Below are 20,150 nucleotides of genomic sequence, written 5' to 3' on the forward strand. Positions count from 1 at the left end.
GTAGCCGAACAGTCAGTGACCACATGATGGTTCGACAACAGCTGACCGTTCCTCGGATTGCAGTAAACCGCAATGCGGCGCGCCGCGTTGCGGAACTGACATCCATATGATTGAGTACTCATGAGTGCTCAATAGGAGGATGTATGAACAAGGTTCGGTCCCGACGGGAAGCACTCGGGTTGACCCAGCAGGACGCTGCAAGGCGTGCGGGCTTGTCGCTCGCGACCTGGCGCAGACTGGAGGGCGAGGGCCGTCCATCCGCGCGGCGGTCGACCGTGGAAGCAGTGGAGAGGGTTCTGAAGTTGCCTAGAGGTGGATTAGAGGATCTGCAAGTTGGGCGGGAGGTGCCAATCTCGACAACGCCTCAGTCTGTAGAAGCGGGCTGGATACAACGGATTGCCACCTCCTTCGATGGGGACCCGATCACGTCACGTCAGGCCTTCAAGATCGCCATCGCAAGCTCAGGTATGGAAGATGACAGTGTCAGCGGATGGGATGACTATCTGGCAGGTCGGTGCGCCGTTGATGATCTTCACTTGATAAATCGACTGCCGGACTGGGTGCTCTTCACTGTTAACTCGCATTGGTTGAACCGGTTTCGCGCAACCTTCGTCAACATCGGGGACAAGATTTGCCGGGGGGAAGTCCCCCACCCTCACTGCGTGGCTGAGCGAGTTGCGCTATGGATCGCTTTTCAGGAGGCCAGGGACTGCAGTGACGAGATCGACCACGACATGATCGACGGAGAGGGTGGTTGCAGCGCAATCCTTCCTGCGGATCCTGAATTTGACGACGCCTGGGATTCAGCTGAGGAGGCGCTCTTCACGAATCTTGATTTCGAATTGATGTGGCTAAATCACTTCACACAGTTGATCTCTGGCGACTCGGGTCAGTTGGCCGGAGAACCGACTGGTCTCGGCAAGTTGCATCCCTTCCGTTGGTGGGAGCAAGACATCGTTGATCGTGACGTCGCATGACCCCGATGTGGCTGAGTATTGCCACTCTTCGTGGCGGAAGTTCCCGGCCAGGTTCGCGTCGGAGTCGTCGAACGTGCCCTTGACGGAGTAGTAGTCCTTCGCGCGACAGTGGTGTCGGCGGGCGAACGGCGGTCTGAACAGGAACAGTCGGCCGCGCGGGAAGCTTGGAATTCAGCTGACACGTTCCCCTTCACGTTGGGCGGCTGACCTAAGGCTGAGTACCACGATGCTGTGGCGCACCCAGCTATGAGTCCTGTTCTGCTGCAAAATGGTGCCCCCACCCGCTAAGGGTGGGGGCGTTTCGTCGTCTGAGGGAACCGAACCCCGGGCAGCTGCGTCACATCAGACATGGACCCAATCGAAGAGGCAGCGAACCGTGACGACGGCGGAGACCCGGACGACCCGAAACTGTTGGAGGCCATCGACTTCGTGCGCTGGGAGTTGGAAATGCTCCGCTACCGCGACCATATGGATGAAACATCGGCATGGCACCTGGTCTTGTGGGAGTTGGAGATGGTGCGGTGGGTGGCCGAGCAGGACGACCCGCCGAAATGGTGACGCCCCCACCCGAGAAGGTGAGGGCATCCCTTGTCTCTGGAGCGAGTCACGACCCTCATGCCGCAGTGATCAGGCCGCCGCAATGATGGAGGCGACCACGAAGATGATCAGCGCCGAGATGAGAATCGATCCGATGATCGCCGGCATGATCTGAGAGTGCGTCTGCAAACTCGGTGTCGGTGTGTGACTGGTGCGGAATGAGTGAACTCCTGGTAGGTCAGTAGGTGCTTGTACCACGACCAACCAGGAGTTCACTTGTCATCATCTCCCATCGTGCTGTGCCCGTCATGCCCCACCCCGGACAATGCGAGGGCACACCGGTGCGCGGTGTACCCGTCGTCGTCGGTTACGAACGCACAATGGGCGCTTCTCGAACCCCTGCTCCCACCACCCGGCAACACCACCGGCAGCGGTGGCCGACCCGAAAAGCACTGCCGCCGTCTCGTGCTCGACGCCATCTTCTACCTCGTGCGGGGCGGGATCGCCTGGCGGCAGTTGCCGGCGGAGTTCCCGCCCGCCACCACGGTGTATGCGATCTTCGTCCGCTGGGTGCGGGCGGGGGTGTGGCAGCACATTCACGACGCGCTCCGTGATCGGGTCCGGGTCCGGGGCGGTCGCCGCCCGCTGCCTTCTGCGGTGATCATCGACTCCCAATCGGTTCGCGGCGCCGATACCGTGCCCCGGTCGAGTCGGGGTTTCGATGCGGGTAAGAAAATCAACGGCCGCAAACGTCACATCGCGGTCGACACCAACGGGTTGCTGCTGGCGGTCGTGGTGACGATGGCCAGCATTCAGGACCGCGACGGGGCCAACCGATTGCTGTCCGTGCTGCGTGCCCACTGTTCGACGATCACCATGGTGTGGGCTGACGGCGGCTACGGCGGGCGGTTGCTCGACTGGTCGAAAAAGGTTCTGGCCCTGACGGTTCAGGTTGTCAAACGCACCGATGACGTCAAAGGGTTCAAGGTCCTGCCCCGGCGGTGGGTGGTCGAGCGAACCTTCGCCTGGATCAGCAAACACCGCCGCTGCGTCCGTGATTACGAAACCCGCCCCGATCATCACGAAGCGATGATTTACATCGTCATGATCGCCACCATGTCACGTCGACTCGCCCGCACAGCATGACTCATACCGGAGTTTTCAGACGCACTCTGAGACGCCTTCACCTCTAACACTGCTACCGGAACGACTGGATCTCGTGTGGCTTCGGTCCAGTCGAACCCATTCCAGTAACGCTGCTTGGTCGGGTTGCCGGGATCAGTTTTCCAGCCTGCGGGAATCGGGGTTTGCTCAGTCACCCGAGATTCATACCAGATAAACTGGGCGACCACCGCGCGAACCGTGATGCCCCACCCTGGGTGGGGGCGTTGTGTCGTTCGGAGGTGCGTCAGTCCGCGACGGCCCGGGCGCGCAAACGTCGTGCCGTCGCCTCAAACCCCTTGTCGACAAGCCCTTCGATGACGCGACGCAGTGCTTTGCTCATGTCTTCCTCCCTCATCGATGCTGTTGGTTGCGAGCTTCGGGTGCACGCTATCCCGTCGCGGCCTTCGCAACCCACGCGCGTACGGCGTTCCCTGACGCTCCGATCCGGCGTCCAGCTTCGCGCTGCGAGACCCCGGCTGCGACGAGAGCGAGGGCTTCTGCGATCTGCTCGGGATTGTACTTCGCGCCGGCCGGGTTCGGCTTGGCGGTGCGCGGCTGCGCATCGTCTTCGCGGCCGACGAGGTGCAGTTGCACTTCGCGGTCGGTGTCATCGGCTGCGCTGCTACGCGTCTGGGGTTCGCGCTCAACCTGCGCGGCTGCGAGGTGCGCAGGTTGCGAAGTGCGCAGGTCGGGCGTGCTCTTCGCACTGCGCACTGCGCGCTCGTCCTGCGCAGGGGTGCTACCGGCGTGAGCGCTTCGCGGTCTCCCTGCGCGGTGCTGCTCATCTGATCACTGCTCGGCGCAGTCTTCGCGGCGGGGCGGTGCGAATCCTTCGTGGGCTGCGACGTGCTCGGTGCGCGGTCGGTCTGCGACGTGTGCGCGACTGCGCGCTTCGCGTCCCCGGATTCGCGGTGCGCCTCTTCGCGCTTCGCGGGCACGAGGTCATCGTGCGACGTCGCACCCTGCGCAGCCTCGGCCGCCAGCTCCCGTTGCAGCTTCACTGCGAGGTGAGGTGCGACGAGCAGGCACAGCGGAGGCACCACCGACACGGCCGCGACGGCGAGCGGGGGTAGCGGCCCGGGCGGAAGCATCGCACTGGCGACTGCCGCGACGATCGAGACCAGAGTGCCGGCGGACAGCAAGCACCAGGCGTAGCCGCGTCGGCGCATCCGCATCACTGCGACGGTGGCGATGACCGCGAGGCCGTCGACGATCAGCGGCCAAGCGTGCGCCATGAACGGGCCGTAGTTCGCTCGTGACGCAAGATCGGTGAGCTTTGAGTAGGAGAGCAGGAACGCGAGTCCGGCGATCAGGTAAATGACGCTGACGATCACGACGGCATCGAAAGACATGCGCTTCACAGGTCGCCCCCGATCCGTGCGGCGAGGTTGGGGCGGCAGGCGGGGCAGGGGGCGTCGGCGTCGAGCCAACCGTTATCGCAATCGCAGGCGGGCTTTGTCTGCTCGGCGGCGGCCTGGAATCCAGGTGCAGGCAACGCCTCCCATGCGTCGATCCAGGCGTTCGCGAACCGGGCCGGGTCCATCGGCCGGTGCAGGGCTTTGGCGTGTGCGGCGAGGGCCGCGGTGCCGTGGACGTCGATCAGGCTGTCGATGGTTGCCCGGTCGGCAGCGGAGAGGCGGTCGAAGCGTGCGGCGAGTCCGACTGCCCGGATCGCGGATTCGAGTTCGTTGATATCGGCGAGCAGATTGGCCGCGGGGAAGTTCCCGATCCGCAGTGCGTCGCCGAGCGAGTCGCGCTCCGGATCGCCTTTCAGGAAGCTCGGGACTGCAGTGACGAAATGATCAACGGCGATGATGTCGACAGCGAGATTCTCCCTGTATATTCCGGATTTGATGAAGCCTGGGACCCGGCGGAGGAGGCGTTGTTCGTCAATCTTGACTTTGAATTGATCTGGCTGAATCACTTCACGCGAGTGATCTTTGGCGACTCGGGTAGCGTGCCCGGTGAAGCCGGTGGCCTTGGTAAGTTGCATCCCTTCCGGTGGTGGGAGCGTGACACACCCGATCATGACCGGGCATGACTCCCGTGTGGGCACCTACGGCCGCACAATCGCGCGGGAGGACGCGGTGGGTGCTGCCCCCTCGCTATCTGATTCCAGGGTGTCGGGATGCAGGAATACCGCATTGGAGGGCGGATCGGCATCCGCGAGTACTCGGTGCACCTCACTCAATGCCGGATGCGTCTAGTAGCGGTCGCCTGAACGCGAACAGCCGGCGCGCAGGATCTCTGGACTCAACCCACGTCACGTTTACGACACGGAAACAGTGAAAATTCCTGTGATGTAGTGGTAGATCTCCCGTACTTAGCCGCATCGATTCCGCAGCTGGAGGTGGGTAACGGCTATCTAATGCGATGCGCTGAAATGATGTTCCCAGTAACGGACGGTTGCTGGTTCGAGTCCAGCCGGGGGAGCATCGAACGGCCCTGGACCTGGGGAATCGGGTCCGGGGCCATTCTTGTTCTGGCGCTGCTGCTGCATGTCTCCTCCATCGAAATATGATCGAAATACCGTGGAACGACGCCTTCCCGCCCGGCTGCAGCTCGACGCCGGCCGCACGGTAACATCGGCACGCCGCGAGAGCGCGTTTCGCGGTGATGGGGCGGTAGCTCAGTCGGTTAGAGCCGTGGACTCATAATCCATTGGTCGCGGGTTCGAGCCCCGCCCGCCCCACGTCAGAGCCCATTTCCGAACCTTCGGGAATGGGCATCCATCGTTTATTCATCGTTTATGGCAACGGTTCTGTCGAGTAAATCGGCCACGATGGTGTGCTGACGGCCGCGTGTCATGTACTTGTCCTGGGTCATCGACACGTGCCGGTGCCCCAGATGGTCGGCACCCACGCGGGCGGATAGACCCTCGTCGTCAATCAGTGTGGCTACCGTCCTCCGGAACGTGTGAGTCTTCGTGTCGGCAACTCCCAGGGCGTCGCGCACCTTGCGCCACTGCTTCCCGAAGTTGTTCGGATCTCGCAGAGTGCCGGCCGCCGACGGGAATATCACGCCGAGAGTTCCATACTGCGGTTCAGTCGCGCGCTTCTGGAGCGCTTCCAACGCGAAGCGCGGCAAGGGGATTGTTCGCAGTCCGGCCGCAGTCTTCGCAGCTTCGACGCGCACCAGGCCGCCACCCTTTACGCGAACGATCTTCCCAGTGACGGACACCGTTCCGTCGTCCTCGTCCTCGTCAACGTCCACCCATCGCAGCGCCAGCAGTTCAGACCGCCGGAGTCCTGTCGCGATCAAGATCGTGACAGGGTCGACGAGATCGTTCGCGCGGCAATGCTCCGACTTCCCCAGGCTGACGAGTAGGTCCCGCACTTCGGTCGACGTGAGCGCCTTCGCGCCCGCTGGCGGCGTCTTCGCCTTGATCGGCGATACGTCGCGGACTGGGTTCGAGTCCAGGACGCCGACGAGTACACTCAAACCGAGAGCGCCGCGAAGGATCGTCTTCGCTTGCCGCGCCATCACAGGGCCGTGCACCTTGCTCATCGCACGCAGGGCCGCGTCGATCCGTCCAGGCGATGCCTCAGTACCCTCACGCCGCCGATCTTCGCCTCGAGCTTCCCGGCTGCAAATCGGTATGTGTCCATCGTGGCCGTCGATCTGCCCTCCTCCTCAATGCGCAGTAGGTACGCACGGCAGAGCGCAGAGAGCGTCGTCTCGGCTGTGACTTCATCCTCGGAAGGGGTACGCCTGGCGTCGAGCGCGTCGAGCAACTCTTGTTCGGCCAACTTGCCGTGCTGGTCTCGTCGGCCGGCCGGGGAGCGTCGCTCGACGATCCGCGCCACACCGTCGTCATCTCGGAACCTGCACCGAGCCAGCCATACGTCGGCGCCAAGGTCTACACGGGTGACCTTGCCGTGCTGGCCGATACGCAGCGGAGGTCTACCTGGCATCGTCGTCCTGGTCACTAGCCAGAAGGCCGTAATCCGGCGCGGCCGCCCTGTGGATCTCGGGTGGGAGATTCAGTGTTCCGCCCAGATTTCGGATTGTCTCGGCTATTTCTTCGAGACGCGGCGCCATTTCCTGAAGGGCCGCGGTGAGAGACCGCTACGGCGACGAAGCCGACAACGACGCAGTTGCGGAGATGAACTCCGCACCTCCCCACGACCCGAGATGCAAGAGCGGCTGGCTCGGCTACGACCTAGACGACCGTTTGATCCCGTGCCTACGGTGTCGACCACACCTGATCCGCTCCGATCGCGGGGCGGGTGCGTACCGATGACAGGTCACCGCAACGCCAGACGAGAACCTGGCACCGTCGCGATGCTGGCCGCGATCCTCGAACACCGGCCGCACCTGCCGAACGCAGCCTGCCGAGGACAGTTCGCACTCTTCGACCACGTACTGCACCCCGAGGGCCGCAACAACAACACTCCCGCACAGATCGCAGCCGAACGACTCTGCCGGCACTGCCCACACACCAACGCTTGCCCCGACACCCTCGCCCGACCACAGGAGAAGACCGCGTGAACGAGATCCCGAACCCGCTGCCCGAGAACGCGATGATCGTCGACGACCACGGCGCCCCGCTGGCCGTGGTGAACATCGACCAGATGCAGGCGGATTCGATCGCCCTCGCCTACGACATGGCCCGCAACTGCGGAGACGTGGACGCCCTCGACCAAGTGTCGGCGAAGTGGCTCAACAAGATCGGCCCCGAGGGCTTCGGCTACGTCGCAGCCGGGGCGCTGCGCACGATGACCCACCACATCCTCGACCCCACACTGCAAACCGTCGACGAACTCGCACCCGCACTCAACTACCGGCAGATCCTCCACGACGCCTACCGCAACGCCACCAGCGACGACCCAGGCCACCTGTTCGGGTGTGACGGGAGGTCGGGGCGGTGACCGGTCCCGCTCGTACCGACGGCAACGGGTGCGCACCGCTCCCTCCGCCCGTTCAGATCCTCGGGTCCGCGGTACTGATCCAAGGCGGCGCCGTCGGTGCCGTGCGGTACGCCGTCGCCGTGACCCAACGCGCCCGAGCACGTAACGGTCTTGCCTCGTCCGGGGTCCTTGCTCACCTGCTGGCCGCACTCGACACCGCCCACGTGTCCGATGCTGGACAATCGGACGCCGAAACGGTTGCGGTGAAGCAGGATTCGGTACACGCAATCATTGATCCGATCGGGGCCGAGGAGGTGGCAGGGATGCACGGATGCTCAGCTCGGCAGGCCCGACGACTTGCCCCCGACTTGGACGGACGCATCAGCGGTGGCCGGTGGGTGTTCGACCGGCGCACCGTCACCGAATACGCGCAGAACAGGAACGCCTCATGATGCCCAATCGACGCGAGGTCGCCGACTACCTCGCGGCCCTGACCGACGAGGAATTTCGGGCGCTGACCACCAGCGCCCGCGGTTCCACACCCCCGAAGGCCCTACGTCAGAAGCCCTTCCAACTGGCCGGCCTTTCCCACCACCCCGACCGACAGGAGACACACCCGTGACGACCACCATCGAAGAACTCGACCAGGCCGCCGACGATCTGCAAGCGAAGGCCGACCGCGCACGCACCAACGCCCAGAAGGCTGTCCAGGCTGCACGGGACGCCGAGGCCGAGGCCGAGCGCCGCCGCACCGAGGCCGTGCACGCATTCGAAACCCGACGGCAGTCCGACTACCGGAAGGAATTCGGTGGTCGGATCGCCGCCACGCGGGAGAAGTTCGCCGACGCTGTCCGCAACGATGGAGACGTGTTCGGCGCTTGGGCGCAGTATCGGCGCACACGGGTGACCGTTGCGGCCGAGTTCCAGGCATTCGCCAGACATCATGCCGAGATTCACGATGCGAAGATCGACACCATCCACGCCTGTGTCTGCGACCTCAACGTTCGTTCCTCCCAGCTGACCTGTACACCGAAGTCGGAGCGAGGACCCCGGTGGAGGGCGGAGGTGGCCGGATGGAACGCCGACACCGCCGCGCACCTCGGCACCGATCGTGCACCCGATGACGCGCCGCAGACCATCTACCTTCCCGATGATTTGCCCACAAGGAAGCTCGGCAGGTTGTCAGGACTTGGTGGTCCTGATCCCGACGCCGATTCGGACTTTCTGACAGCGTTCAACCGGATCGTGCGGGACCTAGAAGCGGAGGCGGTGGCCGAGCACCGGGCCCAGCGTGCCCGCGACCTCGACGCCCACCTGGGTAACGCAGCGGCGTGACCACGGTGCGGGGGTGCCGGTGGTGCGGAACATACGACACCGACCGGTACGGGCCGCCGTGGCGTCGCGGCTGCGGAGGCGAGGAACACGAGCGGTGTCACGAGAACAACTGCGTTCCCCGCCAGGCGCAGATCCGCGTCGTTGGCATCGGCACGACTTGACCCAGACCTGCCGCGGCGCCTGTCACCCCCAACCCGACAGGCGCCGCGGCAACCCCGACCGAGCACCAGCGAGAAGGGGGCCACACCCCCTCCCCCCACCCCCTTCGCCTACGGAGGGCATAGGGCCTGCCGGTGGGTGCATTGCAACCAAAATTCGAGGAAAGGACGTGTCGATCATGAGACGACCGAGGACCGCTGCCGGTAAACGCCTCGTCGACGGGCAGGCCGAGATCCTCTGGCGCGCAGGCGAAGAAGTCGGACAGCAGCTGGTGTGGACCGAGTCGGAAGAGGCCATTCTCGAGCGTGCCGGCGTGCCGGCGTGCCGGCGAGTCGGTGGACCGTGCCGAATCCGTGCGAAAACTGCTGCAAAACGAGATGCGCACCGACCAACCGAACCCCGGAATCGTAGTCAAGCTCTCCGCCGAGATCCGTGCACTCGACCGGCTCGCGGTCGACCTGATCGCCCGACTCAACCCCAAAAGTGAGGGTGCCCCGAAATCGTCCCGGCACCAACGGGCCGCACAATCACGCTGGGCAGACCAGGGCGGCGCGTGATGGCGAGAATCACCCAACCATCAACACTGCAGGTGCGGAACTTCACGACGGCCGAGCTGGCCCGTATCCGCGAGTTGACCGCCGCGCCGCTGCCCCCGGCACACCGGCCCGGCATGACCGCCCGGCAGATCGAGGACGAACTCGACGCGATCCATGCCGCGGCCGGCGGAGCACGCACCTTCAAGATCTGGACGTGCGGTAGCGCCGAACACGACCCCGACGCCGCGTTCGCCGAAGAGATCGGCCCACCTCGAACGGGGTAGACCACAAACTCCACGTGATCGGTCACCCGCCGATGTTGTCGACGAGGCGTCTACCTCACCCCGTACTGTTCCGGCGCAATTAGCTCCACACAGCGCCCCGGTCGCCAGCAGGCCGGGGCGCGCCTGTATTCCCGATGCAACCCCGCCTGCTAGCCGCCGACGCACCCTCAGGGAAGCGGCCGCCGTGAGCCCGACACATTGGTAACAACGCGCATCAGCTCCGGTCGGTCAACTCCACAGGTCCGAGTGTCCGATCATGCCTAGTGCGGCCTCGTGTGGCCGTGAGGGTTCTGACGGATTCTGCGTCGAGATCAGAATTCGGTTGCTAGCCTCCGATGGGCTGATGGTCGGATCCGACCACCGGTTGTGCGACTGCAAGGTTGATCCGTTTTGTTCCTCTGAGAGCAGGAGAAAAATGTGAATCACCCCACTGATTTTCGCGGGTATCCCACGGTCAGGGGACGCAGCCGACGTCTGGTACTTGGGTTGACCGCTACTTTCGCAATGGTGCTGGGTATGGCCGGTATGGGGGCGGCGGCCGCGGCAGCGGACACCGTCATCGCTACCATCCCCGTCGGGGCCACCCCGGCCGGGGTGGCGATCACCCCGGACGGGCACGCCTACGTCACCAACAGAAGTGACGGTACGGTGTCGGTGATCGACACCGGCACCAACATGGTGGTCGATACCGTCAACGTCGGGAACGGCCCGAACGCGGTGGCGGTCACCCCGGACGGGACCCACGTCTACGTCACCAACAATGCCGGCGGCGGTTCGGTGTCGGTGATCGACACCGGCACCAACATGGTGGTCGATACCGTCGCCGTCGGGAGTTTCCCTCGCGGGGTGGCGATCACCCCGGACGGGCACGCCTACGTCACCAACGGTGGCGGCGGTTCGGTGTCGGTGATCGACACCGCCACCAACATGGTGGTCGATACCGTCGCCGTCGGGAACGGCCCTCGCGGGGTGGCGGTCACCCCGGACGGATCCCATGCCTACGTCGCCAACGGTGGTGACGGTTCGGTGTCGGTGATCGACACCGCCACCAACATGGTGGTCGATACCGTCGCCGTCGGGAACGACCCTCGCGGGGTGGCGGTCACCCCGGACGGGCACGCCTACGTCGCCAACAATGCCGACGGTACGGTGTCGGTGATCGACACCGGCACCAACATGGTGGTCGATACCGTCACCGTCGGGAGCAACCCGGAGGGGGTGGCGGTCACCCCGGACGGATCCCGCGCCTACGTCGCCAACAATGCCGACGGTACGGTGTCGGTGATCGACACCGCCACCAACACGGTGGTCGATACCGTCACCGTCGGGAGCAACCCGGAGGGGGTGGCGATCACCCCGGACGGGTCCCGCGCCTACGTCGCCAACTTCGGCGACGATTCGGTGTCGGTGATCGCCATCGGCAAGTGCGCCGGCTCGCTGTGCCTCGATTTCGGTTCGTTGACCGGCAGCGGCTCGGGCGTAGGCAGCGCGTTCAGCTGACACCCGCACCGTAGAGACGAATGATGCTGTAGCCGAATGACGCCGCCACCCCGACCGTGAGGGTGGCGGCGTCATCCGGTTCGTTGACATGACCCGGCGGCGGTCCGCGGTGAACTGTGGCGGACTACCGGGTCGATCGTTTACGAGGCGCGGACGCCGCACGTCGGTCCTCGGCACACTGAGTGAGCGGTGGTGACCCCCAGGGGGCCTCTCAATCACGGGAATCCCCACACCACGGACCACTCCTTCGGCGCGCTGGTTCTCTCCCCTGGCATCGAGGGGGTTCCCGCGCGCGGATATAGGGGTGCTCGGTCGAATCACACCCCGGAATTGTCCGATTTTGGCCGAAAAAGGGTGCTCACATTGGGGCCACCCTCGAGCCCGGTACAGGCCACCGCCGACAGGAACAGTGGCGAGGACGTGGCGAGGCTTTTTGTCGCTACCGTCAAAAAGCCGGGAGGCCCTGGCGGTTTCCTTCCGGGAACTCTCAAACCGAGCAGGCCGGCTACTTTGCAGGGGCAACCCGCGAAAGCTCAGGGCACATCATCTTGCCGACGTCGACAACATTATCGAGTCGCCGATCGGCCAGCGTGGGAGCCTTATCTATCGCTTATTCATCGTTTATGAGTAGGAATCACTGGGAAATATCGCAAACTGATCGGACACCAACGTGACCGGAATAGATTGCACTGCAAGGGATAATGGGAAGAATCCAGATTCGGTCGGACACTCAAACCTAGACTCCATTGGTCGCGGGTTCGAGCCCCGCCCGCCCCACAATATGTCGACGCTCGCCGGTCGCCGCAATGTCGCGTCTGTAGCCCTACGATGACCGCCATGACGATTACTCCCGATACCAAAAACTGGACCTGGGTCCTCGAGCGCGCCTGCCCCGACTGCGGATTCGACTCGACGGCAACCCGGTACGAAGATATTTCGGTGATGGTCCGTGCGAATGCCGAAGCGTGGTCACCCGTTCTCAACCGATCGGATGTCGCCGTCAGACCTGACGGGCAGACGTGGTCGGCCCTCGAGTATGCCGCGCACGTTCGGGACGTGTTCCATATCTTCGACGTCCGACTGCGCCTGATGCTGGACGAGTCGGATCCGGTGTTTCCGAACTGGGATCAGGATGAGGCCGCGGTGACCGAGCGCTACAACGATCAGGATCCGGACGCGGTGGGCGCCGGACTGCTGGTGGCTGCCGGATCGGTGGCGGACGCTTTCGAAGCTGTCGCTCCGGATTTGCGCGGGCGGACCGGGCGTCGCGGTGACGGTGCGTCGTTCACGGTGGAGTCGCTGGCCAAGTATTTCGTCCACGATCCGGTCCATCACCTCCACGACGTGTCGGGGTAACAGTTTCGGATTCCCCGAGACGATTCGGTAGAACGTGTTCCAATTCGGCCGGTTTGTGTCTATCGTCACTGCATCAGGCGCGCAGACACAAACGAAGGGTTGGGAGTCACATGAAGACCAAGGGTGCGATCCTCTGGGGCGTGAACGAACCGTGGTCCGTGGAGGAAATCGAGATCGGGGAACCGGTTGCGGGTGAGGTTCAGATTCGGATGGAAGCCGCCGGAATGTGCCACTCCGACCACCACATCGTCACGGGGTCGATGCCAATGGGGTCCTTCCCTGTGATGGGTGGCCACGAGGGGTCCGGGGTGATCACGAAGTTGGGACCAGAGGTGAAGGACCTCGAGGTCGGCGATCACGTGGTGCTCTCGTTCGTGCCTGCCTGCGGGCGGTGTCCGGCGTGCTCGGCGGGACATCAGAATCTGTGTGACCTCGGCATGGGGTTGCTGAGCGGTCTGGCGATCAGTGACGGCACGTTCCGCATCCAGGCGCGCGGTGAGGACGTGGTCCCGATGTGCTTGCTCGGGACGTTCTCGCCCTACATGGTGGTGCACGAGACGTCGGTCGTGAAGATCGACAAGGACATCCCCTTCGAAGTTGCCGCCCTTGTCGGATGCGGCGTGCCCACCGGGTGGGGTTCGGCGACGCGAATGGCGAAGGTGGAGCCGGGCGAATCCGTCGTCATCATGGGTGTCGGCGGTGTCGGAATGAGCGCACTGCAGGGCGCGGTGGCATCTGGGGCGCGTCAGATCTTCGCCATCGACCCGGTGCCGTGGAAGCGGGAGCAGGCGCTGAAGTTCGGGGCCACGCATGCCTTCGAGAGTGCCGCAGCAGCAATCGAGCCGATCATCTCCCTCACGAACGGGCTGATGGCGCAGAAGACGATCATCACGGTAGGGGAGATGAAGGGCGAATACGTCGAGGAAGCACTGCTGCTCACCAGCAAGTTCGGCACTTGCGTCGTCACTGCGATGGGCGCGATGACCGACATGGACGTCAAGTTGAACCTGTTTCTCTTCTCCATGCTGCAGAAGGATCTGAAGGGCACGATCTTCGGTGGCGGAAATGCTCGCCTCGACATCCCGAACCTGCTGGCCATGTACAAGTCGGGCCAGTTGAACCTGGACGACATGATCACCCGTACCTACAGCATCGACGACATCAACGACGGGTATCAGGACATGCTCGACGGGAAGAACATTCGCGGCGTCATCCGGTACACCGAAGCAGACTGGTGAGAACTCACCGAAGCTGACCGCCGGCTGCTCTCGTAGTCTGACCTGGTGCAGAGTCTCGATCGGATTGCCCAGTGGCCGGTGGACAACGCTGCGGCGGTTGTTCTGTCGCGTGAGGACGGTGTCGTCGGCGAGTACGGCGACCAACGGCGCGTTTTTGCGCTGGCGTCGGTGACGAAGTTGCTGTGCGCTTACGCCGTCCTGGTGGCAGCAGAGGAGGGCGCCCTCGAACTCGACCAACCTGCGGGTCCCGAAGGCTCGACCGTACGTCATCTGCTGGCGCACGCGTCAGGTCTCGCGTTCGACGCCAACCGCGTGCAGACGCCGCCGAAACGCAAGCGGATCTACTCGAGCGCCGGGTACGAGGTGCTCGCAGACTTCCTTGCGGGCGAGACGTCCATTGACTTTGCCGACTATCTCGCGGAAGCGGTCTTCGCGCCGCTGTCGATGGGCGAGTCGGCGCTCGTCGGTCCGGCCGGCCACGGCGTACAGGCGTCCGTCGCCGATCTCGGCCGGTTCGCCGCCGAACTGTTCCGCCCGGTGCTCATCTCGCCCCAAACGTTCGCGGATGCCACGTCGGTACAGTTTCCCGGTCTCGACGGAATCCTGCCCGGATATGGCCCACAGCGTCCGAACGACTGGGGTTTGGGCTTTGAGATCCGTTCGGCGAAGAGTCCGCACTGGACGGGTCTGGGCAATTCGCCGCAGACGTTCGGCCACTTCGGGCAGTCGGGCACGTTCCTGTGGGTCGATCCGGTGGCCGGCCTGGCGTGCGTCTTGTTGACGGACCGGGAGTTCGGCGACTGGGCAAAACCTCTGTGGACTGAGTTGAGCGACGGTATTCTCGCGGAACACCGGTGATGATTACTCACCGATTGTTCGATTCACTGGCGCAACACAGGTAACACAAGGCACACTGATCAACCGAGCCTGCTGAACGCATCGACTGAGGCCGTTGGGGAAGACGTCCCTCGTCGAAGCAGGAGGCTCGAGTGCACGCATTGAATCAGTTCGCGGACGCGACGACTGGTGTTGCCTACATCCACTCGTCGCCCGCCGCGTTGTGCCCCCACATCGATTGGGCGCTGACCTCTACGCTGAACAGCCACGCCAACCTCAAGTGGACCTCGCAGCCCGCCTCCAACGGAGTTATGCGTGCGACCACCAACTGGATAGGTCCCGTCGGCACAGCCACGAGGCTGGTCAACGCCCTTCGCGCTTGGCCGATGTTGCGCTTCGAGGTGACCGAGGACGCCAGTGATGGAGTGGACGGCGAGCGGTACAGCTACGTGCCCGGAATGGGCCTGTGGCACGGGTCAACCAGTGCCAACGGCGACGTCGTCGTGGGGGAGATGCGCTTGCGGGCGCTGATGCAAACAGGAAACGATATCGCCGCGGAACTCCACCAAGCGCTCGGAACCGCCTGGGACGAGGCTCTTGAGCCCTTCCGTAGCGGCGGCGAAGGCGCCGAGGTCACCTGGTTGCGGCGAGATGTGGGCTGACCACGGGTTTCGTGTTCACTCTCCCGCAGTCTGGGTGTACGCGCAGTCGAGGGATCCGTTGTGCAGGCGCTGGATGGCGCGGTGGTCGGCCAGTTCCGGGCGGTCCCCGGGTGCTCGAGGTAATAGCGGAGGAACCAGAAGAGTGGGACGGCGCCCACGGCAAATAGGTCTGCGGTCGCGACGATGTTCTCCTGAACGTTCTGCCGGGCCGCGTCAAGTGGCCGGCGGCGGTGGATCCTTGCACCGCGGGCAGCTCGTCGACCAACGGTATCGCAAGTGCGGCGTCATTCCCCGGGTGACAGCTTCGATGTCGGCTGGGCGTTCCCACGTGGCTGATCCTGTGCCCTGAATCCCTGGACGATCAACTCTTCCGGTGTGCACTCGACGCGAGGGAATCGGAACCGATCAATCATGAATAGCGTCAGGAGACAGAGCGCGAACAGGCCGAAAGCGGTGAAGAAGCACGGAAAGATACTTTTCTGCCCAGAACTCAACGGGAAGCTCAGCACTCCAGACCACAGTCCGATCGAGAAGGCTGCGCAACCCACTGTTCCCGACGCCAACGTGCCGAGGTAGCCGAACCTGAATGCGGGCGCCGGGCGAAACCGAACCGCCCGTGTGTTCTGGATGGAGGAAGAGGGATGTGGCCGGTCACGATGGCGCTGGGCGATGACGAGCAGAGACAGGAAACACACGGCGGTGAATCCGAACGCCGATGGGAAATAGAACAGCGTGTAGACAAGCCGGCCTTCTACTGCGGCACGTACTCCGCAGTAGATCCAGAATGCGGCAAACGTGCCGAAGAACAGCACCAGGATCCCGACGAACTTCGGCTGGCTTCGCGGATGTCGCCAACCCTGTGGAACGGGAAACCTGGTAGTCATCAGTAGCACACCGTTTCACCGATTTTTGATCCCCACCAGCCGGAAACTCTGGATCCTCCAGCTGCGCCCGCTCCGGCCGCAAGCACGTCGACGTACGGGATCGGAACAAGAGCGCCGACTACGCCGCCCGCCCAGCCACCAGCCGTTCCCGCAATCCCTGCCTGGCATTGGGCTTCTGGTGAATCGGCGGTGTACACGTCATGGAGGGCCGTGCCGATCGCGACCGCCAGGCCGCCGAACTTTGCCCCGTAGTGGAGATTTGAGACGATATTGGATGTCAGGGTCGGTAGGCCTCGCTCGAGTATGCTTCCGGCTCGGGTTTCGATGCCGGATAGGACGCCTCCCGCTGTCGTCAGCGCGGGATGGAAGAAGAGGGCACTGTCGGCGGGAACCGAAATGAGAAGGGGTCCCTGCTCCAGTTCCGTGGACTTCCCGAGGGCTGCACGCTTCGCTGCACCCACCGCATGAAAACCCTGGTCGAGGGCGGCGGCCAAGGCGTCCGCCAGGTCACATACGTTGCCGGCCTTGCGCTTTGCGCGGCGGGAAGCTTCCGAAGCCTCGGTATGGGCATCGCCTTCCCAAGCGCGCAATTCGGGGAGATCGTTACACCGTGTCTCGATCGACACGACTGCCTGCTGGATCGACTCACCGCGCTGCCGCAGGATCGGAGGTACCTCTGACAGGCTGGCTAGTGTCCAGGATTCGAAACGGGACTTCGAGGGAATCATGAGTCGGGCAGCACCTTCCCGATGGTTGCTGCCAGGGTCTCGTCCGTTACCTCGTAGTTGTCAACCGTCCCACGAGCTGTATCGGCCATGGCAGAGAAACCATCGGCGACTTCGCGACTGACGGACCCGGCGAATTCACCGATGAACCGTGATGCCCATTCGGACATCGAACCGGGCATGTCGGCGCTCTGATCGACGAGCATCGATCCCTCCAGCATTGTCCAATTTTTCGTACCGAAGGTACAGGGGTGCGTCAGGAGGCGATGGCTGGGCCGTGAACAGTGAGAAGGCCCCCGCCACTGGCGGGGGCCTTCTCACGAAAAACAGAGATCAGATCACAGCGGGATGTTCTTGTGATCGCCCCGTTGTGTGGGCGCTGCTGCGAGAGCGGCGGTTACGACGCTACGAGTTTTCGCCGGGTCGATTTCCGCATCCACGACACCGATCTCGACTGCTCGATCGACGCCGCCGGTAATGCTCTCATGCTCGACGGCCAAACGCTCGTGCAGCGCCTCACGCTCTTCTTCGGGCGCGGCGGCCAGAGCACGCTTGTGCAGTATGCCGACGGCGGCCTTGGCACCCATCACGGCGACCTCGGCATCGGGCCACGCGTAGACGGCGGTGGCGCCGAGAGCGCGGGAGTTCATGGCGATGTACGCGCCGCCGTAGATCTTTCGGGTCACGACCGTCACGCGGGGAACGGTGGCCTCGGCGAACGCGTGGAGGAGTTTGGCCCCTCGGCGAACGACGCCTCCCCATTCCATGCTCACGCCGGGCAGGTATCCGGGGACGTCCACGATTACCACGAGTGGAATGCCGAAGGCGTTGCATAGTCGGACGAAGCGAGCCGACTTCTCGGCGCTCTCGGAGTTGAGGCAACCCCCGAGTCGGAGCGGGTTGTTGGCGATGACGCCGACGGTGCGACCGCCGAGTCGTCCGAGACCGGTGACGATGCTGCGGGCGTAGTTGCCCTGCAACTCCTCGAAACTCGACTCGCCTTCGACGTTGTCGAGAAGTTCGTGGACGATCGGGCGCACGTCATAGGCGCGCTTGGCCGACTTCGGCATGAGGGCGCGGAGATCGGTGTCGCCATGCTCGGCGGCTGACTGGTCGAATTCGCCCTGTTCGCAGAACATCGACACAAGTCGGCGAGCCCGGTGCAGCGCGTCGCCCTCGTCGTGGGCGGCGATGTGCGCGACGCCCGACTTCTTGGAGTGCGTGTCGGGACCGCCGAGGGACAGCATGTCGACCTGCTCGCCGGTGACGCTGCGGACCACGTCGGGTCCGGTTACGAAGACGCGGGCTTCGGGAGCCATGATGACGATATCGGTCAAGGCGGGTCCGTATGCCGCACCTCCGGCCGCGAAGCCGAGGACGACGGAAATCTGTGGGATGCGGCCGGAGGCGCGGACCATGGCCTCGAAGACCAGTCCGACGGCGTGCAGGGCCTCGACTCCTTCGGCGAGACGAGCGCCGCCCGAGTGCCAGAGCCCGACGATGGGGGCAGCCTCGGCGAGAGCGGTGTCGATCGCCGTCACGATGTGTTTACAGCCTTCGACGCCCATGGCACCGCCCATGACGGTGGCATCGGAGCAGTAGGCGATGGTGCGGACACCGTCGATGTTGCCTGCCGCGGCCAGAACACCAGACTTGTCACGCGGGTGGAGTGGGACGACGGTCCCGGCGTCGAACAGTTTCGCCAGGCGTGCAAGGGGATCGCGCGGATCGATCGACGAATCAGGCTTCGTCGAGGGTGCCAAGATTGTCATCGCGTCCTCCTTGTAGCGGGCTGTCGATGGGTGGAGACCCTTCGCGGAAGGGTCTCCACCCGCGATCTAGCGCGACCGGATGTCAGGCCCGGCCGAAGGCGAGCGCGACGTTGTGCCCACCGAAACCAAACGAGTTGTTGATCGCGAAATCGATTTCACCGTAACGGGCTTCGCCCTTGACGACATCCAGGTCGATTTCTGGATCCTGATTCTCGAGATTCAGCGTGGGTGGAATTACTCCGTCACGCAGAGCCAAGACCGTGAGTGCAGCCTCGAGCGCCCCTACGGCGCCGATCGAGTGCCCCAACGCGGACTTCGGTGCGTACACCGCGGCATGGTTGCCGACGGCAGCGGTGATGGCATTCGCCTCCGCTGTGTCACCGATCGGAGTGGCCGTGGCGTGCGCGTTGATGTGCTGTATGTCCTTCTTCGTCAATCCAGCACTCTCGATCGCCCTCGTCATGGCCCGTGCAGCGCCCGCTCCCGAGGGATCGGGAGCGACGATGTGGAAGCCGTCGGAGGTGATGCCCGCGCCTAGTAGACGAGCGTGGATCGTGGCACCGCGAGCCTTGGCGTGCTCCTCGGTCTCGAGGACCATCAACGCCCCGGCCTCACCGAACACGAAGCCGTCGCGGTCCTTGTCGAACGGCCGTGACGCGGCCTTCGGATCGTCGTTGCGTGTGCTCAGCGCACGCATCATCGCGAAGCTTGCGATCGGTACGGCGTCGAGGAATCCCTCCACACCGCCGGCGACGATAATGTCGGCATCGCCCATGACGAGCATGCGGTACGCATGGGCGATGGCCTCGGAACCCGAAGAGCAGGCCGACACCGGAGTGATCACTCCGGCACGAGCCCCGAATTCGAGCCCTACCGTAGCCGACGGACCATTGGGCATCACCATCTGGACGGCGAACGGCGACACCTTGCGGTAACCGCCGGTCTTCATCTTGTCGACGGCCTCGACGAGTGCCTCCCCGCCGCCGAGCCCGGTCCCGATCACGACGCCGAGGCGATCCTTGTCGACTTCCGGGCTACCGGCGTTCTCCCAGGCTTGACGACTCAGAACGAGTGCCAACCGTTCGACGAAACTCATCCGGCGGATCTCGACTCGGGACAGCGACTCGTCAGGGGACACCTTGAGGTGGCCACCGATCTTCACCGGCAGGTCGTTCTCCGCGACGAACGGATCGTGAAGGGTGTCGATGCCGCTCTCGCCGGCCAACAGGCCCTTCCACGTGCCATCCACGTCACCAGCAACCGACGTCATGGCCGCGAGGCTGGTGACGACGATGTTGGGGAATTGTTTCCCGTTGGGCGAGGCGGAGGTCACG

25 protein-coding genes and 1 tRNA gene are annotated in these 20,150 nt (G+C 64.1%); 16 read left to right on the forward strand and 10 right to left on the reverse strand.

The features are described 5' to 3' along the window. Positions 1-143 precede the first annotated feature (143 nt). The 3 genes from RM2_RS08570 to RM2_RS08580 all read left to right on the forward strand — a co-directional run bounded on the left by RM2_RS08570 (position 144) and on the right by RM2_RS08580 (position 2,660). Positions 144-977 carry a helix-turn-helix domain-containing protein gene (locus tag RM2_RS08570; protein WP_072688404.1) on the forward strand — a complete coding sequence of 278 codons (834 nt, stop codon included), beginning with the start codon at positions 144-146 and terminating at the stop codon, positions 975-977. 348 nt (positions 978-1,325) lie between these two features. Beyond that, positions 1,326-1,535 (forward strand): hypothetical protein, encoded by a 210-nt coding sequence (locus RM2_RS08575; protein ID WP_072688405.1) that lies wholly within the window; start codon positions 1,326-1,328, stop codon positions 1,533-1,535. A 327-nt stretch (positions 1,536-1,862) separates the two neighbouring features. Further along, positions 1,863-2,660 (forward strand): IS5 family transposase, encoded by a 798-nt coding sequence (locus tag RM2_RS08580; protein ID WP_072688406.1) that lies wholly within the window; start codon positions 1,863-1,865, stop codon positions 2,658-2,660. On the opposite strand, the gene RM2_RS25860 is transcribed toward RM2_RS08580, so the two are convergent. The 3 genes from RM2_RS25860 to RM2_RS08595 all read right to left on the reverse strand — a co-directional run bounded on the left by RM2_RS25860 (position 2,609) and on the right by RM2_RS08595 (position 4,671). After that, positions 2,609-2,866, reverse strand: a complete 258-nt coding sequence (locus RM2_RS25860) for a DUF2510 domain-containing protein (protein WP_373863310.1) — start codon at positions 2,864-2,866, stop codon at positions 2,609-2,611. The two genes, RM2_RS08580 and RM2_RS25860, sit on opposite strands and share 52 nt — an antisense overlap. Positions 2,867-2,965: 99 nt before the next feature. Next, positions 2,966-4,030, reverse strand: a complete 1,065-nt coding sequence (locus tag RM2_RS26055) for a DUF2637 domain-containing protein (protein ID WP_084721702.1) — start codon at positions 4,028-4,030, stop codon at positions 2,966-2,968. A 5-nt stretch (positions 4,031-4,035) separates the two neighbouring features. After that, entirely contained in the window at positions 4,036-4,671 is a 636-nt protein-coding gene (locus RM2_RS08595; protein WP_072688409.1) for a hypothetical protein, read from the reverse strand. 625 nt (positions 4,672-5,296) lie between these two features. Between RM2_RS08595 and RM2_RS08605 the strand changes: the two genes are divergently transcribed. Further along, positions 5,297-5,370, forward strand: a tRNA-Ile gene (locus RM2_RS08605). Positions 5,371-5,414: 44 nt separating this feature from the next. Here the strand turns inward: RM2_RS08605 and RM2_RS08610 are convergent. After that, entirely contained in the window at positions 5,415-6,185 is a 771-nt protein-coding gene (locus RM2_RS08610; protein WP_245813785.1) for a tyrosine-type recombinase/integrase, read from the reverse strand. After that, positions 6,182-6,592: a hypothetical protein gene (locus tag RM2_RS25105; protein ID WP_245813786.1), complete on the reverse strand. Its 411-nt coding sequence runs from the start codon at positions 6,590-6,592 to the stop codon at positions 6,182-6,184. The genes RM2_RS08610 and RM2_RS25105 overlap by 4 nt, the downstream gene beginning before the upstream one ends. 325 nt (positions 6,593-6,917) lie before the next feature. On the opposite strand from RM2_RS25105, the gene RM2_RS08615 reads away from it, so the two are divergent. The 12 genes from RM2_RS08615 (at position 6,918) to RM2_RS08665 (ending at position 15,435) form a co-directional block, all read left to right on the forward strand. Then, a complete protein-coding gene (locus tag RM2_RS08615; RefSeq protein ID WP_072688411.1) occupies positions 6,918-7,169 on the forward strand; it encodes a hypothetical protein in 252 nt (83 codons plus the stop codon). Continuing rightward, a complete protein-coding gene (locus tag RM2_RS08620; RefSeq protein WP_072688412.1) occupies positions 7,166-7,549 on the forward strand; it encodes a hypothetical protein in 384 nt (127 codons plus the stop codon). Before RM2_RS08615 ends, RM2_RS08620 begins: the two co-directional genes overlap by 4 nt. After that, positions 7,546-7,980, forward strand: a complete 435-nt coding sequence (locus RM2_RS08625; protein ID WP_072688413.1) for a hypothetical protein — start codon at positions 7,546-7,548, stop codon at positions 7,978-7,980. Before RM2_RS08620 ends, RM2_RS08625 begins: the two co-directional genes overlap by 4 nt. Next, a complete protein-coding gene (locus RM2_RS24425; protein WP_169846692.1) occupies positions 7,977-8,150 on the forward strand; it encodes a hypothetical protein in 174 nt (57 codons plus the stop codon). Before RM2_RS08625 ends, RM2_RS24425 begins: the two co-directional genes overlap by 4 nt. Further along, positions 8,147-8,863, forward strand: coding sequence for a hypothetical protein (locus tag RM2_RS08630; protein ID WP_072688414.1), 717 nt, complete (start codon positions 8,147-8,149; stop codon positions 8,861-8,863). The genes RM2_RS24425 and RM2_RS08630 overlap by 4 nt, the downstream gene beginning before the upstream one ends. A 464-nt stretch (positions 8,864-9,327) precedes the next feature. After that, entirely contained in the window at positions 9,328-9,579 is a 252-nt protein-coding gene (locus RM2_RS08635) for a hypothetical protein (RefSeq protein ID WP_072688415.1), read from the forward strand. Further along, the gene (locus RM2_RS08640; protein WP_072688416.1) at positions 9,579-9,842 is read left to right on the forward strand and encodes a hypothetical protein; all 264 of its coding nucleotides are present in this window, start codon (positions 9,579-9,581) and stop codon (positions 9,840-9,842) included. Before RM2_RS08635 ends, RM2_RS08640 begins: the two co-directional genes overlap by 1 nt. A gap of 417 nt (positions 9,843-10,259) precedes the next feature. Continuing rightward, positions 10,260-11,342, forward strand: a complete 1,083-nt coding sequence (locus RM2_RS08645; protein WP_245813787.1) for a YVTN family beta-propeller repeat protein — start codon at positions 10,260-10,262, stop codon at positions 11,340-11,342. A gap of 837 nt (positions 11,343-12,179) precedes the next feature. Further along, on the forward strand, positions 12,180-12,698 hold the full coding sequence (locus tag RM2_RS08650) for a DinB family protein (RefSeq protein WP_072688418.1): 519 nt from the start codon (positions 12,180-12,182) through the stop codon (positions 12,696-12,698). 110 nt (positions 12,699-12,808) lie between these two features. Then, positions 12,809-13,936, forward strand: a complete 1,128-nt coding sequence (locus RM2_RS08655; protein WP_072688419.1) for an NDMA-dependent alcohol dehydrogenase — start codon at positions 12,809-12,811, stop codon at positions 13,934-13,936. 45 nt (positions 13,937-13,981) lie between these two features. Continuing rightward, positions 13,982-14,794 (forward strand): serine hydrolase domain-containing protein, encoded by an 813-nt coding sequence (locus RM2_RS08660; RefSeq protein ID WP_072688420.1) that lies wholly within the window; start codon positions 13,982-13,984, stop codon positions 14,792-14,794. Between the two features lie 131 nt (positions 14,795-14,925). Then, positions 14,926-15,435, forward strand: a complete 510-nt coding sequence (locus tag RM2_RS08665; RefSeq protein WP_072688421.1) for a DUF3145 domain-containing protein — start codon at positions 14,926-14,928, stop codon at positions 15,433-15,435. Positions 15,436-15,719: 284 nt separating this feature from the next. Here the strand turns inward: RM2_RS08665 and RM2_RS08670 are convergent, their stop codons facing one another. From RM2_RS08670 to RM2_RS08690, 5 genes are all read right to left on the reverse strand, one after another. Then, the gene (locus RM2_RS08670; protein ID WP_139277705.1) at positions 15,720-16,319 is read right to left on the reverse strand and encodes a hypothetical protein; all 600 of its coding nucleotides are present in this window, start codon (positions 16,317-16,319) and stop codon (positions 15,720-15,722) included. Continuing rightward, positions 16,319-17,047 (reverse strand): hypothetical protein, encoded by a 729-nt coding sequence (locus RM2_RS08675; RefSeq protein WP_072688423.1) that lies wholly within the window; start codon positions 17,045-17,047, stop codon positions 16,319-16,321. Before RM2_RS08675 ends, RM2_RS08670 begins: the two co-directional genes overlap by 1 nt. Then, complete coding sequence (locus tag RM2_RS08680) at positions 17,044-17,265, reverse strand: hypothetical protein (protein ID WP_072688424.1); 222 nt, start codon at positions 17,263-17,265, stop codon at positions 17,044-17,046. Before RM2_RS08680 ends, RM2_RS08675 begins: the two co-directional genes overlap by 4 nt. A gap of 117 nt (positions 17,266-17,382) precedes the next feature. Next, a complete protein-coding gene (locus RM2_RS08685) occupies positions 17,383-18,816 on the reverse strand; it encodes an acyl-CoA carboxylase subunit beta (RefSeq protein WP_072688425.1) in 1,434 nt (477 codons plus the stop codon). 82 nt (positions 18,817-18,898) lie between these two features. After that, positions 18,899-20,149, reverse strand: a complete 1,251-nt coding sequence (locus RM2_RS08690; protein WP_072688426.1) for a KasA/KasB family beta-ketoacyl-ACP synthase — start codon at positions 20,147-20,149, stop codon at positions 18,899-18,901. Position 20,150: the final 1 nt, after the last annotated feature.

This window comes from Rhodococcus marinonascens NBRC 14363 (assembly GCF_001894885.1).
Taxonomy (GTDB): Bacteria; Actinomycetota; Actinomycetes; order Mycobacteriales; family Mycobacteriaceae; genus Rhodococcus_F; species Rhodococcus_F marinonascens.

What these genes read in the sequence shown, in the direction of transcription:
- RM2_RS08570 (WP_072688404.1), top strand. Translation starts at nt 144, where the DNA reads ATGAACAAGGTTCGGTCCCGACGGGAAGCACTCGGGTTGACCCAGCAG.
- RM2_RS08575 (WP_072688405.1), top strand. Translation starts at nt 1,326, where the DNA reads ATGGACCCAATCGAAGAGGCAGCGAACCGTGACGACGGCGGAGACCCG.
- RM2_RS26055 (WP_084721702.1), bottom strand. Translation starts at nt 4,030, where the DNA reads ATGTCTTTCGATGCCGTCGTGATCGTCAGCGTCATTTACCTGATCGCC.
- RM2_RS08595 (WP_072688409.1), bottom strand. Translation starts at nt 4,671, where the DNA reads ATGCAACTTACCAAGGCCACCGGCTTCACCGGGCACGCTACCCGAGTC.
- RM2_RS08610 (WP_245813785.1), bottom strand. Translation starts at nt 6,185, where the DNA reads ATGAGCAAGGTGCACGGCCCTGTGATGGCGCGGCAAGCGAAGACGATC.
- RM2_RS25105 (WP_245813786.1), bottom strand. Translation starts at nt 6,592, where the DNA reads ATGCCAGGTAGACCTCCGCTGCGTATCGGCCAGCACGGCAAGGTCACC.
- RM2_RS08615 (WP_072688411.1), top strand. Translation starts at nt 6,918, where the DNA reads ATGACAGGTCACCGCAACGCCAGACGAGAACCTGGCACCGTCGCGATG.
- RM2_RS24425 (WP_169846692.1), top strand. Translation starts at nt 7,977, where the DNA reads ATGATGCCCAATCGACGCGAGGTCGCCGACTACCTCGCGGCCCTGACC.
- RM2_RS08640 (WP_072688416.1), top strand. Translation starts at nt 9,579, where the DNA reads ATGGCGAGAATCACCCAACCATCAACACTGCAGGTGCGGAACTTCACG.
- RM2_RS08650 (WP_072688418.1), top strand. Translation starts at nt 12,180, where the DNA reads ATGACGATTACTCCCGATACCAAAAACTGGACCTGGGTCCTCGAGCGC.
- RM2_RS08655 (WP_072688419.1), top strand. Translation starts at nt 12,809, where the DNA reads ATGAAGACCAAGGGTGCGATCCTCTGGGGCGTGAACGAACCGTGGTCC.
- RM2_RS08670 (WP_139277705.1), bottom strand. Translation starts at nt 16,319, where the DNA reads ATGACTACCAGGTTTCCCGTTCCACAGGGTTGGCGACATCCGCGAAGC.
- RM2_RS08675 (WP_072688423.1), bottom strand. Translation starts at nt 17,047, where the DNA reads ATGATTCCCTCGAAGTCCCGTTTCGAATCCTGGACACTAGCCAGCCTG.
- RM2_RS08680 (WP_072688424.1), bottom strand. Translation starts at nt 17,265, where the DNA reads ATGCTGGAGGGATCGATGCTCGTCGATCAGAGCGCCGACATGCCCGGT.
- RM2_RS08685 (WP_072688425.1), bottom strand. Translation starts at nt 18,816, where the DNA reads ATGACAATCTTGGCACCCTCGACGAAGCCTGATTCGTCGATCGATCCG.